The sequence below is a fragment of the Streptococcus halichoeri genome (genome assembly GCF_009870755.1).
Taxonomy (GTDB): domain Bacteria; phylum Bacillota; class Bacilli; order Lactobacillales; family Streptococcaceae; genus Streptococcus; species Streptococcus halichoeri.
In genome coordinates, this window is record NZ_WLZU01000027.1 from 15,618 (window position 1) to 28,984 (window position 13,367).

The following is a 13,367-nucleotide window of genomic DNA, read 5'->3' on the forward strand; positions in this document are numbered from 1 at the left end:
TAGTATCTCCTTATTCCTTATTCAAAAAAATCATCTTCTTGTGCAGCCGGCTGACTTAGATTAACAAGTTGCACGCGCGATTCCTCAATAACAGTTTGTAAATCACTTTCTAAGAGAGGTTCATTAGGCTTACAGAAAATCGTAGCCAGAACCGTTGCCAAATTAGCATTAGTGACCAAGAAAATATTATCTTTGCCGCTACTCATAACCGCTGTAGCAGCTTGTTGATTGACACTGCCTCCTAATAAATCTGAGAAGATAATACCTTGCTCTGAGTCAGCAACGTCTGCAACAAAATCCTTAATTTGCTGAAGATGATCATGCTCATCAATATAGGCATCCACCACAGTGAGTGATTGGCCACAGCCTGCTAAAATCTCAATGGAACTTTGAATACCACTGGCTAATCGACCATGGCTGGCTACCAAGAGTTTACGTTTCATTAGTGTTCTCCTTTGACGTCTTTTGATTGGAATAGTTTTAGTATCAGTGAGCTCATAGCTTCATTTTAGCAAATGTAAGCGGTTTAAAAATGCACAATCCTATGCTTTTTGTGGACAATTCTACACAGTTCACTTGTGCTTTGCGCAGCGATTTACCATTTAAGCACAAAAAAACACCTCCTACCCAAAGGTACAGAGGTATTTAGCTTTCTATCATCTACTTTAAGCTATAAGAGGGATAGCTCTTAAGCCGGAATGACCAAGGAAAAACAACTGCCTTCACCAAATGTACTCTGAACAATGATGTCTCCATTAATTTGATGGGCTAATTGCCGAGCAATAGACAGGCCTAAACCATGGCCACCAGTCTGCATATTACGGGAAGACTCAACACGGTAGAGGCGTTTAAAAATATGTTCGAGATCTTCTTCTCGGATGCCTTGGCCCTTATCAATCACATCAATGCGCAGCTGGTTTTTGGTCTGATAGGCCTTGATAATCAATGGTGTGTGAGGCTTAGAGTATTTGATGGCATTGCTGATTAAATTGAGCAAAATGCGTGACAGTATATCATATTGTCCATGGATTTTAACAACATCGGGATCCACTTCGATCTCTACCGGACGCTTTTCTTGCTCCAACTGGAATTGGAATTCCGAGAGAATATCAATCAGCAACTTTTCAAAATAGATAACCTCATCACTGTCTGTTTTCACCTGCTTTTCATCATTCAAGCTGACCAAGTGTAGCTCTTCAACTAACTGATTGAGGCGGTAGGTTTGCCGCGAAATCGTATTGAGGTAGCGGCGTTCTTCTTGTTTGTCAATAATGCCATCCAAAATTCCTTCAACGGTAGCTTGAATGGAGGTCAGTGGTGTCTTAATATCATGTGACAGCTGGGCAATCATCATTGATTTTTCCCGTTCACTCTCATTTAAGGATTCAAAACTGGCTTCTAGTTCAGCTGACATTTGGTTAAGGGTAGTTTCTAGTGCTGTAAATTCTTGGGGCGAGTGGATAAGCTGCTCCTGGTCGAAACGCTTTTGGGAAATGGCATACATCTTGTGCTTTAATTTCTTTAAGGAAGTAAAGACGTTACTCAGCAAAAGCATATTCACCACACCTCCCGCGACAGAGGCCACCAGCGTGATTAAGAGAATATAGGAAATATCCTTACTTTCAATCAACATCCGGTTCAAGCCAATGATCAAACCCGCAATGGTCATCAAGACAGACACTAAATAGCCAATTACAATGTAGGTTCGTAATCTCATGTTATTCCTCTAATTTATAGCCAAGCCCCCAGACAGTCTTAATTGTTGGGGTACGATCTGTGCAATAATGCGCTAAATCATTTCGCAACGAATGAATGTGGACATTCAGTGTATTGGTATCATCTAAGAATTCTTCACCCCAAACACGCTCATAAAGCTCTGTCTTTGAAAAAACATGGTTGCGATTGTTGGCTAAGAGCCACAGCAAATCAAACGCCTTGTTTGTTAAGGTCAGCTCGTGGTCGGCAATCGTCACTACACGGGTGCTTTGATCCATCGTCAAGTCACCAATCACCAGGTGCTCTGCTGGCTGACTCTTACCGTAAATCCGATTGAGAATATTTTTGACACGTAAAACCAATTCTCGCGGGCTAAATGGTTTGGAAATAAAATCGTCCGCGCCCAGACTCAAAGAATATATTTTATCGGGTTCTGATATTCTTGCCGTGATAAACAAAAAGGGCTGCTCGGGCTTTTCCAACAAAACCTGGCTAATAAAATCATAGCCATCCATATGCGGCATCATAATATCAGTGATAATCAAATCATAGGAGGTCTTGTCAAAACACGCAAGTGCTTGTGCCCCGTCGCTTGCCACGGTTACGGAGTGGCCGGCCTGTTCGAGGTAGCGCTGGTTGATGTCTGTAATTTCTGGCTCATCATCGACCAATAAAATCTTGTGATTCATGCTGTCTCCTTAACTAAAAACGTTAGTGTTACCTTTTTCAAGTATAACACTAACGTTGTTGACTTCCAAGTTTGTTGAGGAAAAAGGTTTCTCATCTGGCAGAAAAAAATTATACTGGGTATTTAATGCTTAAGTTTTGGGCTAATTTGCCATAGACTGAGCTGCCAAAAGACTCGGTAGACGAAGCTGTTGGTGCTGTACTTTCTACGCCTGATGGGTATTTAACACTGAGGTTTTCAGAAACCTTGCCATAGACGGAGCTGCCAAAAGACTCGGTAGACGAAGCTGTTGGTGCTGTACTTTCTACACCTGATGGGTATTTAACACTGAGGTTTTGGGCTAATTTGCCATAGACTGAGCTGCCAAAGGACTCGGTAGACGAAGCTGTTGGTGCTGCGCTTTCTACACCTAATGGGTATTTAACACTGAGGTTTTGGGCTAATTTGCCATAGACGGAGCTACCAAAGGACTCGGTAGACGAAGCTGTTGGTGCTGCGCTTTCTACACCTGATGGGTATTTAACACTGAGGTTTTCAGAAACCTTGCCATAGACGGAGCTGCCGTAGCTTGCCACTTTTCTTGTTCTTAAAGCTGGATTTATAAGCCCCGAAGGGTATTTAATACTCAAATTTTGGGAGACTTTGCCATAAACTGAGCTGCCATGGGATTCAGCTGAAGCTGTTGCCGTATGATCTAGCACAGCGATTGTTCCACCAGCGACAAGCACAGAAGCAACACCAAGTTTAGTCAGTTTCTGAGTTAAGGTTTTTGATGTCTGAGCTCTATTCATAGGAAAATCCTCTTTTCTTTCTGTGTTGACTACAGTATAACAAGCAGACTTAAAGCAACTATAAGGTAACTATAAATTATTTCTTAAATGAGTCTTAGGAAAGCCTAAAAGATAACAGCAGCTCACTTTCAAAAGAGTGAGCTGCCATGAAAATTCCAAGGCAAGTCGCAAATTAGCAACTTAGAGCTAGACTCTCCACTTTAATCAAACGTTCCTTCTGCTTCAGAAAAACAAGCTATCCTGCATTATTTGTATAGCCTTTCCAAGGATAAACAAAAGCCAACAAAACCAAAATAGAGCCTACAAGGAAGTAGGGGAAGGAGCCAAAGCCCCCTGTTCTTGGGAATTCAGGCTTATGGTTTTCAATCTTTAGAATATCATATCTGATATGTGACTCATCACTGGAATTCCTTGCCATTAACGTTTGTTTCGGTTGACCTTGCTCTAGCAGTTGTATCTGTTGCTTATCACGGTCCAGATGCAAGTTAAAGACCTGACCCGTCAAACCAAATCCTTTTGGTGCTTGTGTTTCTGTTAATGTATAATCTCCCGATTGCCAGTCATCTGGGATTTCTATTAGCAATGCTTCTTGATTATGAATAGTGGTAAAAGTACTAGACTGACTCAAATCAAATGCAAACTCTTTTGTAAGATGATTTTTTGCACTTTCCAGTTTTAGCTTAAGTTTTCCTTCTTTAATCAAAGGTTTTTCAGTCTTATCTCCGTCAAGCTTTTGAATATAGAACTGGAGTTTCTTGATTTCCTTCCTATTAATAACTGTTAGAATTGGTTTTTGAACAGTCTCTGGTTTCTTTTGCTCAAAAATAGCAGTATAGGTCTTATCACTTGTAATAGCCTTGTCCTTGTCCAAAGAAGGTGACCATCCTTTAAAGACATAGCCCTCATCAGCTATTGGAGTTGGTAGTGCAAGCTTATCCAACGTAACTCCCTTAGTTGAGTTAACATAGTAGAACATATTCCCCTCTAAATGTCCGTGTACGGAAGAGGCAAACTTAACTTTTACATAATTAGAGGGTTTACTAACACCTTGATTGCTAGGAATCACATCTGGTAATTGAGGCGCAGTAGTCTGTACATTGACTTTGAATAAAGAATCAACAGAGACAAGTTTATGACTTTTATTAGCTCTAGCAGTAGTTAAGGTGTGGACTGGATAGGTCCCTGAGTCTTGGGTTAGTAATTTAATGCGATAAGTATATTCAAATGTCTTATTTGTATTAGTAAGTTTTATGGAATTGAAACCTACTGTATTCTTACTTTTTTCTATTACAGCACCTACATTTGAAGTAAAGTGAACAGAATTAAGATCAATTTCAAAATTATCAGAAACAGCTTCTTTCACTTCTCCACTACTTATATTCTCTGCTCTTCCATTTGGAGCTAAGTTTGACTTCACCTCGTACATTGTATCGTTAATTTTAGTAATAGTTCTTGTAAATGTTGCTGGATTAAATCCCGAGAATGCATCTATGACTTTTGTTTGAGATGAACTTCCTACTAAATCAGAGATGACTTTAGCTTTTTCAGCTGTTATTGTAGAACTATTAGCGGCTTTTGGGGGAACAGGGGTATCCACTGCTCGACTTAGGGTAGTACTTGTTATAGCTTTGCCATCAATTGTAATCTGATCCTCTTTAATGTCACTCTGGCTTTGGCTGTTATTTACCTTGATACTGCTGTTGCCTGATTTATCAACCGTTATTGTCCACGTTTCTGCCGTCTTTTGATAACCTGTGGGCGCCTGACTCTCAATAAGGGTATAGACACCTTCTGGTAAGTCCTTAACGGTAGATTTTCCCTTTTCACTACCTTCTGTACCAACTACAATTGTTTTAAAAGGCTGTTTATTTTTAATAAACTCTGCTTCAGGCTGAGATTTTATATCTCCTTTATATAAAGAAAAATTAGCTCCTTCTAAAGGATTCTTCGCACTATCTGCTTTAATTAAATCAAATTGACCATATGTTTGCTTCTCATTTTTTACCCGTAATTCTGCTGGTTTATTTGGCTTATTAATAACACTACCACTATTGCTAGATGAAGTAACTCCTATAGCAATCCATTTGTCTAACTGCCCACCAGATATAAGTGTTCCATTACTATTAAGGGCACTTAAGCGGGCATGCTCAACCACAATTCCATTTTTAATTGATTCATCTCTGTAACTCTTAGAAGTAACAATAAAAGACCAGTCGCCAACATTTCTAATCCTCACCGTAGCCTTACCTTTATTGCTATTATCAAAAACAATCGATTCAACATATGGTTCTGTTGAAGAATCTCCCCCTTCAGGTACTGATATTGCCTTTGTTAAAACTGGGGTCATAGATTCATTAATAACTTCGTCACATGAATCTAGGCTTTTCTTATACTTATAGACTGTTATATCAGTAAATTGATCAGAAATAACTGCATTTGTATATAAATTTCTCTTTGGTATATCCTCAGGATTGATGTCAACTTGTACTCCATCTTTCTTATAATCATAGCCGTTAGGATTGATATAATAAAGACTCGTATAGCTATTACTAATATCCTCCATCCGGTAGACTCTACCTGCTACATTTAATTTCAATTGATTATAATAGGGATATTGGCTTACTGTAAAAGGAGAAAAATTCACCAGTCCATTTAATACAGTTGATTTGTGATTTCCTAACTGGTAATAGAAGTTATAGTTTCCGTTGCAACTAACCTCTTCAAGTCTTAGACTGTGTGAGTGACCAATGTGAATATTCTCAATTTCACTTCCAGGGCGCAAGAGGGTGTACTTAATTCGTGATAAATATTTGCTTCCAGATTGTTGAACTTCCCGTGTTTGTTCCTCTCTCGCTATCGGATTTTTATTAGCATCAGTAATAATACGACTAACAGACTTTTCAGGATTAACTTGATTATGGGTTAAGGTATCTGACAGTAGTAAATAAAAATAATCCCCCACATTAGCTGAAGCTTTAGGCTTAATATCCACATTATATAGTATTTGCGAACTGCTATTTAATGTTGCAGCACTATCTTGAAAACGAACATTCTCATTCGATAACTGAATCTCCTGCGTAATATCCCTTGGTGCACTAGGGAGTGTTGGTTTATCCAGTTCATCTGTGCTGTTTTCACTAATTTTGACGACCCCATCTTTGCGAACAAATACTTGCCACGTTTTATCTGTCTTGCGGTAGCCTGCTGGTGCTTTGGTTTCTTCTAAAGTGTAATAACCAGGGCGCAAATTGGTAAATAGGAATTCAGAGAGGTTGCCTTTTTCTCCCATTTTCTCAACTGTTTTTTCACCGTCTGTTTGTGTGAGGGTAAAAACAGCACCTGTGATTGGTTGATCTCTTTCATCCGTTTTAGTGACTTTTAGGCTTCCCATTTTTCCTTCCGGGGCCAACTCATTTGCTCTAAAATTTACCCTAGCAGCTCTGCTGCGCTTCTCTTTAGCATCAGACTGTCCATCTTTCCCCTTTGTTTCTACAGACGTTTTTTCGGAGTCAGTCGGATTTGGGAGATCTCTCTTTGTCGGCTCGGTACCACTGTTTGACTCAATGGGACTAGTAATTTCAGCTAGTTTTGGCTGACCTGTATTTGGGACCACTACTTGCGTGTCTTGATTTTTAGCCAGTGTTTCAGCAAGTATAGGGAAAGGTGCTGTTTGGGCCATTAATAGCATAGCGGCACTGCCGACCAGCCATTTTTGTATTATTTTTTTCATTTTATTTACTTTGTCCAAAGTCTCTTCTTTTGCTTTCCTAGGGAAAAGTTTTCCTTTAACTAACAAATCAAAATTCAGACTCCCTTTCTACGAACTCTCATATAATGTTTTAATAATAATCCCAACAAGACTACTAATAGTAAAATTAATATGCCGATAAGAATAAGCTGATACACATGTTGCCGCTTTGCGGCTGCCTCTAGTGATTTAGCTTTCTTAGCCGGATAAGGCACCCGTTCACCCCTAACTAATAAACGATGGCTATTAATCATATAAGGCGTACAGGTCAATAAGGTGACATAGTCCTTTCCTTCAACAATCTTGACTGCTTCAAGTTCAGTTGGCTTGACTACTTTGATTGAATCTACCTTGTAGGCCAACGTTTCTTTGATATTTGTCACGTAAAAGGTATCCCCTTTTTTGACCTTATTCAAATCAGTAAATAAGCGCGCTGTGGGTAAACCGCGGTGAGCTGTCAAGACAGCATGCGTTGATTGTCCGCCAACAGGTAATGATGTACCCTCTAAGTGCCCACTACCTCGCGCTAGGACTGCTTCACTAGTACCAGCATAAACAGGAATATCAACACCAATATGAGGAAGCGCGACATGGCCGATTTGCTCATTGACCTCTAGCATGCGTGCGTATTCTCTAATCCCCGCTTTTTGCCTTTGTGTAAAGGGATCAATAATCAGGGGACTTCTTGACAAGGTCTCATTGTAAGCCTTGGCAAGGGCAATACGCTTATCAAGAACTCTGTTATCAAGCTTAGCTGCCCTTTTCTCAAAACGATTGATGGTTTGATGCGAAGCAATATAATAACTGACTTGACTAACAATTGGAAACAGGAGAATGAGGCCACCAAGGATAAATAAGAGAACACTTACCTTGTTTTGCCTAACTAGCCGCAAGCCCTTTACTAACCTTTGTTTCATTTTGGCACTCCTCATTTCTTAGACTCTTTTTGGTGATACCACAGGAGGAGACATACAGATATAGCTACTCCAACACCGATCAAAAGATAGAGTTGATAGTGATGTTCACTTGCTAGCGCACGATCATGATGCTCAGCTTGTTCATGATAAGAGATACGTATCCCCCTGACTAAGAGCCGATGACTATTAATCATGTAAGGGGTACAGGTTAAAAGTGTGACATAATCCTTATTTGGCACGATATGTAATGCCTCTAGCTGATTAGGACTGATAACCTCAATCTTATCTACTTGATAGGCGATTTTACCACCGATATGCTCAATATAAAAGCGATCACCTCTTTTCATCTTATCAAGGTTGGTGAAAAGCTTTGCTGTAGGCAAGCCGCGGTGAGCTGTCAAAACAGCATGCGTTGATTGTCCTCCAACTGGTAAACTAGTTCCTTCCAAGTGACCAACGCCACGCTGCAAATTTGCTTCTGACGAACCGGCATAAATTGGCAAATCCTGATTAATCCTAGGAATGATGACATGGCCGATTTGCTCTCTAACCTCTAACATTCGCGCATATTCAGCCTGACCTGCCTTTTTTTGAGCAGCAGAATAAGGATCGGAGACAGCGACTTTACCATTAGATTCTGCGCCAGCGAGGCTAACATTATAAGCATGTGCTAGCTCTAGTCGCCTTTTAATCTCAGTACGATCTAAAGTCGTCACAGCTTCTTTAAACGTGTTAATCGCCGCATGTGATGCGCGGTAATAGAGCCACTGACTAACAAAAGGAAATGCTAGCACAGCTAAGCCGATTCCAAAAAGCAAGCGAGAAAGCCAAAGGCGCAACCTTACTTTTTTAGAAAAATACTTTACTACAGACATAACCTAATCCTTGTGGGAAGTTTTATGGTAATGGCGCAGCAAAAAGAGTGCCAAACCAACGAGCAGACAGCCAATGACGACAAGGAGAACCGTTCGCTGATCACTCGTCAATGGGAAATTAAACTTATGAGTCGGCGGTGTAATCGCCTTATAATTCTTAATAACTAATCTCTTCTTACCATGATTGGTAATCGTAAAAGGAATCTTAGCTTGATCAATCTTATAGCCAGAAACTGTTTTGATTTCTTTAAAATAATAGTCCCCAGGAATAAGACCAGAGACAACAAGCTTACCCTCCTTATCCGTTGTTAATTGGCTCCTTGCATCAAGCTCATAGGAATGTAGACCATTTTTAACACGAAGTGGTGCCATCCCATTTTTTTCGTAAAGTTCAAAGGTAACACCTGCCAAAGGAGAAGTAGCTGTGCCAGCTATTCCTAACTTTTGCAAGTGAACACTGCCAGTCTGCCAGATGACCTTAGGATAGATAAACTTGTCCTTTACTTGATTAGCCCTCAATTCCACCAAAAAACTAGTAAGTGATTGATTGCGTTGCCCATCTTTAATAGGGACACCATAGTAAAGCCCAACGGGCAAATCACTAAACACAGCTTGACCTTGACCGTTTGTTACTGCTTGATAGTTAGCCTTGGTAGTCTTATCTAAGGAAGTGATTGATTGCTTGTCCAGACGATCCAGTTGATCAGCATCTAGGCTATCAGCTACTTGATAAATCCTGTAGGTAACCCCTGAAACAGCTTTGCCAGATTTTGGCTCAATATCAAGTTTTGGATTTGGCCGATCAATATCACGCGCTTCAAGATGGACCACTATCAGACGCTTATTTGTTTCATCTGCATGACTTGCTTGAGTAAAGCCCAATATCACCCCAACCAACATGATGAACGAACAACAATAGGTTAGTATTTTATGCATAATCATCCTTTTATTAAAAACAAGGAAAAGAGAAATAGGCTTATTTCTCTTTTCTAGCAGGATTACTAAAGCACTTGCTTTAGCCTTATTTGTCTTTGTTGTGACCTTTCATGCCCCTAGCAGCAAAAACCATCACTACAGCACCAATCGCTATAAAAATAGCTGTACCAATACCACCGGTATTAGGAATAGCAGGACGTTTAGTGTTTTTGATTTCTTGAGGAGTAGCGTCTGCACTATTTTTATCTAAATTAATAGATTGAATTGTATTATATGATACTTGCGTTACTTCGAATGGAATGGGCCTGTGATTTACTACATAGTTTAACGGAGCTTTTGTTTCTTTTAAATAGTATGTTGTGGAACCCGAACCTTCTTTTGTATCAGGAATATTATCTTTGCGTGATTTACTTCCTTTAGTTCCATATGATAATCCTTTAATTTCAAACAAACCTTCATAGGTTGATTTCAAAACAATTGGTTTTCCTAACTCGGGATTATTAAACATCCCTTTAGTAATAGCTGCTTGGTTAGCCGCTTTCAAGTCTTCTGTCCATTGCACCACTTTATTAAACTCTTTATCTTCATAAAGAGTGAATTCGGCATTTGCCAAAGCTGAAGCATTTGGGTTGGCTGCATCTACTTTCATAAATCGTTTCCCGCCTGTATGAACCTCAGGAATTTCGTACCCTGGTACAGTTTCTTTTCCTATTTCTTTATCAGGACCATTTTGAAAGTTAAGTGTCACATTGTTTTCAATTCTCTTACCTAGAACCGCATCACTATCTAGTTTCGCTCTCAATTCAATTGACAAAAATGCATGATCATTATCATTTTCTGTTATAGAAAATAATTCTTTATCTTCTATGATAAGTTTTTTGTTTATTAGTGAATTAGCAATTTTAGTAATGCCTTTATCAGTTAACTTAATCTTGATGGTCTTTTCTTTGACTTCTACAGTGTAATCTTCACTCAGAGTCAAAACATCATTGCCAAATTTTACTTTCCCAATTGTTCTTTCATTATCCGTTATGAATGATAGACCTTTATTTAGACTATCAGATATTTCAAATAATTTGTAATCCTTAAAATTAGCTGGAATAGTTGATTTTAAGAGCCATGTAATTTCCTCCCCAATGCTATAAGAATCATCATCATTCCCCAATTTTGTAACATCTTTATCTATTTTAGGAATATTACCCGTTGTATTTTTCGGATATATATGTACATTGTTCAAATATTTAGAATTATCATTTTTATTAATAAACGGTAGTTCTACTACAAATGGGACGGCTACAGTAGAGGAGACGTTTTTGGGTTTTTCAGACTCAATAAATAAATACTTATTATTTTCTTTTGAATCTAATTCCACTTCAACAATTCCTGCCAAATTAGTACTCTCTGTCGTCTTTCCTTCAAAGAGTAACCCCTGATTAACTAACCTCGTTGCCGCTTCAACAGTAGTAACTTTTAATAAGTCCTTGTTATCCTTATACTGCTTCATCCCTTCTTGTGTTAACATATAATAAGTAAACTTGACGCCTGATAAACCGCTAACCGATGTGCCTAATTTATCAGTTAAACTTGATAAATCCAATTTTTTTCCATCATCATTAGCTATTCCCATTGGATTTTTTGAAAAATCTGAACCTTGTAATTTATGAATATAAATTTGAACTTTTTCTGGACGTATAGAAGTTTCACTTACATCAAGTGTCTCCTCCGCCTGCGCGACTACTCTTGGTGTCGCTAGCTCTGCTACTGTCCCCATGCTTGGTCCTGCTATTATTGTTAAGACTGCTGCAGAGTACATTAATTTTTTCGATAATCTCATTAGAAATTCCCTCTCCTATTTTTTTCCGAGGTTCATTATAATATAAAATTTCTCATTATTTCATCATTCTTCAAGCTTATACTTCTTATTACTATTTTTTGTTGAATTTTACATTTTTAAGTCAATTTCTCAGATTTTTATCACCAAAAATCTTAGTATAATGTTTTCGAAAAGAGATTAAGCGTGAAATCTTTTATATTTTTTAGTGTAAAAGTCCCCTTTCTCTGATAATTGATACTAACGAAAGTGAGCAATAGCCGGAGTGCCATTTGACTTAAAATTTATTCATAGTTTACATGCCCTGTCCCAATTGCCGATTTTAGTTTTTTCTGCAGATAAAGAATTGATTCAGGCCTATGGAAATAAGGATTACTTAACACCTTATTCTCAACTTCTAGCGCAAATCAAACTAACTACTGATTCTGAAATCACCTTCTATGAAGGGCTTTTGGAAGAAATTTTTTTAATTTTCCAGGTAGATAAGTATTTTATTTCAATTGGTCCCTTCTATTCACACATTCTTGATGACAGTTATCGTGAAGAGTTAGCGAATCGTTTCTTAAAGAATTACGCTTTTAGAGATAAAAAAGAATTGATTAATTATATGGCACTTGTACCGACCTTTTGCCTCCATAAAATTCGCAACCTTTTAATTACAATTGACTCCTTTTACCAGACAAACTTTGAAGCAAACTATTGTGAATCTATTAATTTGTTACTACAAGAAATTAAACCCATTTTACCTAGTCTGTCTCCTGAGACGATTCGGGAATTAAAATTAGAAAATAGTCCTTCATCTCAAATGCCAGATACCTTAAAACATTTACACAAGGTTCTAAAGCTAGTAGAACTAGGCAATATTGAAGTCCTTAAAAAAGAAATCAACCGAATACCTCTATTTGAAAGCACCAGCTCATCTATCTCCAGTCTGAGGGCAGAAAAAAATCTCTCTGTCATCTACTTAAAGGAACTCCTGGAGCTCAGCTATAGTGAAAATACAGACGTTTCAGAAAAATTTCATTCTTATAAGCAATTCATCAAAATGACCGAAGAAGCTTCTAATATCATTACAGTCCTAAAAATTAGAACAACAGCTATCATAACCTTCACAGAGTTGCTATCTAACAAAAGCATTTCCAATAAAGAGCAACTTTACAATAGCATTCTCTACTATGTGGATAATCACTTATATAGTAAGATTAGAATATCTGACATTGCTAATCATTTTTACGTTTCAAATTCTCACTTGCGTTCTGTTTTTAAGCTCTATTCCGATATTTCTTTACAAAGTTATATTCTCAAACGAAAAATTCAAGAAGCTCAGCTATTGCTCAAAAGAGGTGTTCCAGTGGGTATGGTGGCCAAAGACCTACACTTCCACGACACAACACACCTGCTCAAAACTTTTAAAAAATACTCCGGAATGTCTCCTAAGGAATTTTTAAAACATGACAACATCGCGGTCAAAGAAGCTTCACCAACAAAAAAACAAATCAGTAAAGCAAACAACTAACAAAGTTCTGCTTTGTTAGTCGTCAAGCGATGACACAGCCTGGATAAATAAGCACCAATAGCGTAGCCAAGATTGCAAAAAACCACACCTGTAATGTAGACAAATCCAAGCATTCCTTTCTGTTAGGAGCCACTGGCTGTGCCCACAAGCACCGCCAGATTCCCTAGCATGCACAAAAAAGCACTCATGAGGTAAACAGATAGGATACCTCCGAAGTAACCGTTGGACTTGGTATAATAAAGTAGACACAAAATTAAGTGGAAACGAGGAAAAGTCATTATGCCAAGAAAAACCTTTGATAAAGCCTTCAAACTCTCTGCTGTAAAACTCATCCTTGAGGAAGAGCAGT

11 protein-coding genes are annotated in these 13,367 nt (G+C 38.4%); 1 reads left to right on the forward strand and 10 read right to left on the reverse strand.

Features of this window, described 5'->3' with window-relative positions:
• Positions 1–17: 17 nt before the first annotated feature.
• The 9 genes from GWD08_RS07200 to GWD08_RS07240 form a co-directional block, all read right to left on the reverse strand.
• Entirely contained in the window at positions 18–443 is a 426-nt protein-coding gene (locus tag GWD08_RS07200; protein ID WP_159564968.1) for a PTS sugar transporter subunit IIA, read from the reverse strand.
• Positions 444–688: 245 nt separating this feature from the next.
• On the reverse strand, positions 689–1,717 hold the full coding sequence (locus GWD08_RS07205; RefSeq protein WP_159544787.1) for a sensor histidine kinase: 1,029 nt from the start codon (positions 1,715–1,717) through the stop codon (positions 689–691).
• Between the two features lies 1 nt (position 1,718).
• Entirely contained in the window at positions 1,719–2,405 is a 687-nt protein-coding gene (locus GWD08_RS07210) for a response regulator transcription factor (RefSeq protein ID WP_159544789.1), read from the reverse strand.
• Between the two features lie 109 nt (positions 2,406–2,514).
• Entirely contained in the window at positions 2,515–3,195 is a 681-nt protein-coding gene (locus GWD08_RS07215) for a hypothetical protein (RefSeq protein WP_159564970.1), read from the reverse strand.
• 235 nt (positions 3,196–3,430) lie between these two features.
• Positions 3,431–6,991 carry a SpaA isopeptide-forming pilin-related protein gene (locus tag GWD08_RS07220; protein WP_159564972.1) on the reverse strand — a complete coding sequence of 1,187 codons (3,561 nt, stop codon included), beginning with the start codon at positions 6,989–6,991 and terminating at the stop codon, positions 3,431–3,433.
• Positions 6,992–6,999: 8 nt separating this feature from the next.
• Positions 7,000–7,860 (reverse strand): class C sortase, encoded by an 861-nt coding sequence (locus GWD08_RS07225; protein WP_159564974.1) that lies wholly within the window; start codon positions 7,858–7,860, stop codon positions 7,000–7,002.
• An 11-nt stretch (positions 7,861–7,871) separates the two neighbouring features.
• On the reverse strand, positions 7,872–8,735 hold the full coding sequence (locus GWD08_RS07230) for a class C sortase (protein WP_159564976.1): 864 nt from the start codon (positions 8,733–8,735) through the stop codon (positions 7,872–7,874).
• A gap of 3 nt (positions 8,736–8,738) precedes the next feature.
• Positions 8,739–9,671: an MSCRAMM family protein gene (locus GWD08_RS07235; protein WP_159564978.1), complete on the reverse strand. Its 933-nt coding sequence runs from the start codon at positions 9,669–9,671 to the stop codon at positions 8,739–8,741.
• An 85-nt stretch (positions 9,672–9,756) separates the two neighbouring features.
• Complete coding sequence (locus GWD08_RS07240) at positions 9,757–11,505, reverse strand: SpaH/EbpB family LPXTG-anchored major pilin (RefSeq protein WP_159564980.1); 1,749 nt, start codon at positions 11,503–11,505, stop codon at positions 9,757–9,759.
• A 253-nt stretch (positions 11,506–11,758) separates the two neighbouring features.
• Between GWD08_RS07240 and GWD08_RS07245 the strand changes: the two genes are divergently transcribed.
• Positions 11,759–13,018: a YSIRK-targeted surface antigen transcriptional regulator gene (locus GWD08_RS07245; RefSeq protein WP_425280441.1), complete on the forward strand. Its 1,260-nt coding sequence runs from the start codon at positions 11,759–11,761 to the stop codon at positions 13,016–13,018.
• 122 nt (positions 13,019–13,140) lie between these two features.
• Here the strand turns inward: GWD08_RS07245 and GWD08_RS08680 are convergent.
• On the reverse strand, positions 13,141–13,367 hold a 227-nt coding region (locus GWD08_RS08680), incomplete at its 5' end, for a hypothetical protein (protein ID WP_208858412.1).

Bases quoted from the DNA above. Each gene is read 5' to 3' on its own strand.
- GWD08_RS07200 (WP_159564968.1), bottom strand. From the start codon at position 443: ATGAAACGTAAACTCTTGGTAGCCAGCCATGGTCGATTAGCCAGTGGT.
- GWD08_RS07210 (WP_159544789.1), bottom strand. From the start codon at position 2,405: ATGAATCACAAGATTTTATTGGTCGATGATGAGCCAGAAATTACAGAC.
- GWD08_RS07225 (WP_159564974.1), bottom strand. From the start codon at position 7,860: ATGAAACAAAGGTTAGTAAAGGGCTTGCGGCTAGTTAGGCAAAACAAG.
- GWD08_RS07235 (WP_159564978.1), bottom strand. From the start codon at position 9,671: ATGCATAAAATACTAACCTATTGTTGTTCGTTCATCATGTTGGTTGGG.
- GWD08_RS07230 (WP_159564976.1), bottom strand. From the start codon at position 8,735: ATGTCTGTAGTAAAGTATTTTTCTAAAAAAGTAAGGTTGCGCCTTTGG.
- GWD08_RS07205 (WP_159544787.1), bottom strand. From the start codon at position 1,717: ATGAGATTACGAACCTACATTGTAATTGGCTATTTAGTGTCTGTCTTG.
- GWD08_RS07240 (WP_159564980.1), bottom strand. From the start codon at position 11,505: ATGAGATTATCGAAAAAATTAATGTACTCTGCAGCAGTCTTAACAATA.
- GWD08_RS07215 (WP_159564970.1), bottom strand. From the start codon at position 3,195: ATGAATAGAGCTCAGACATCAAAAACCTTAACTCAGAAACTGACTAAA.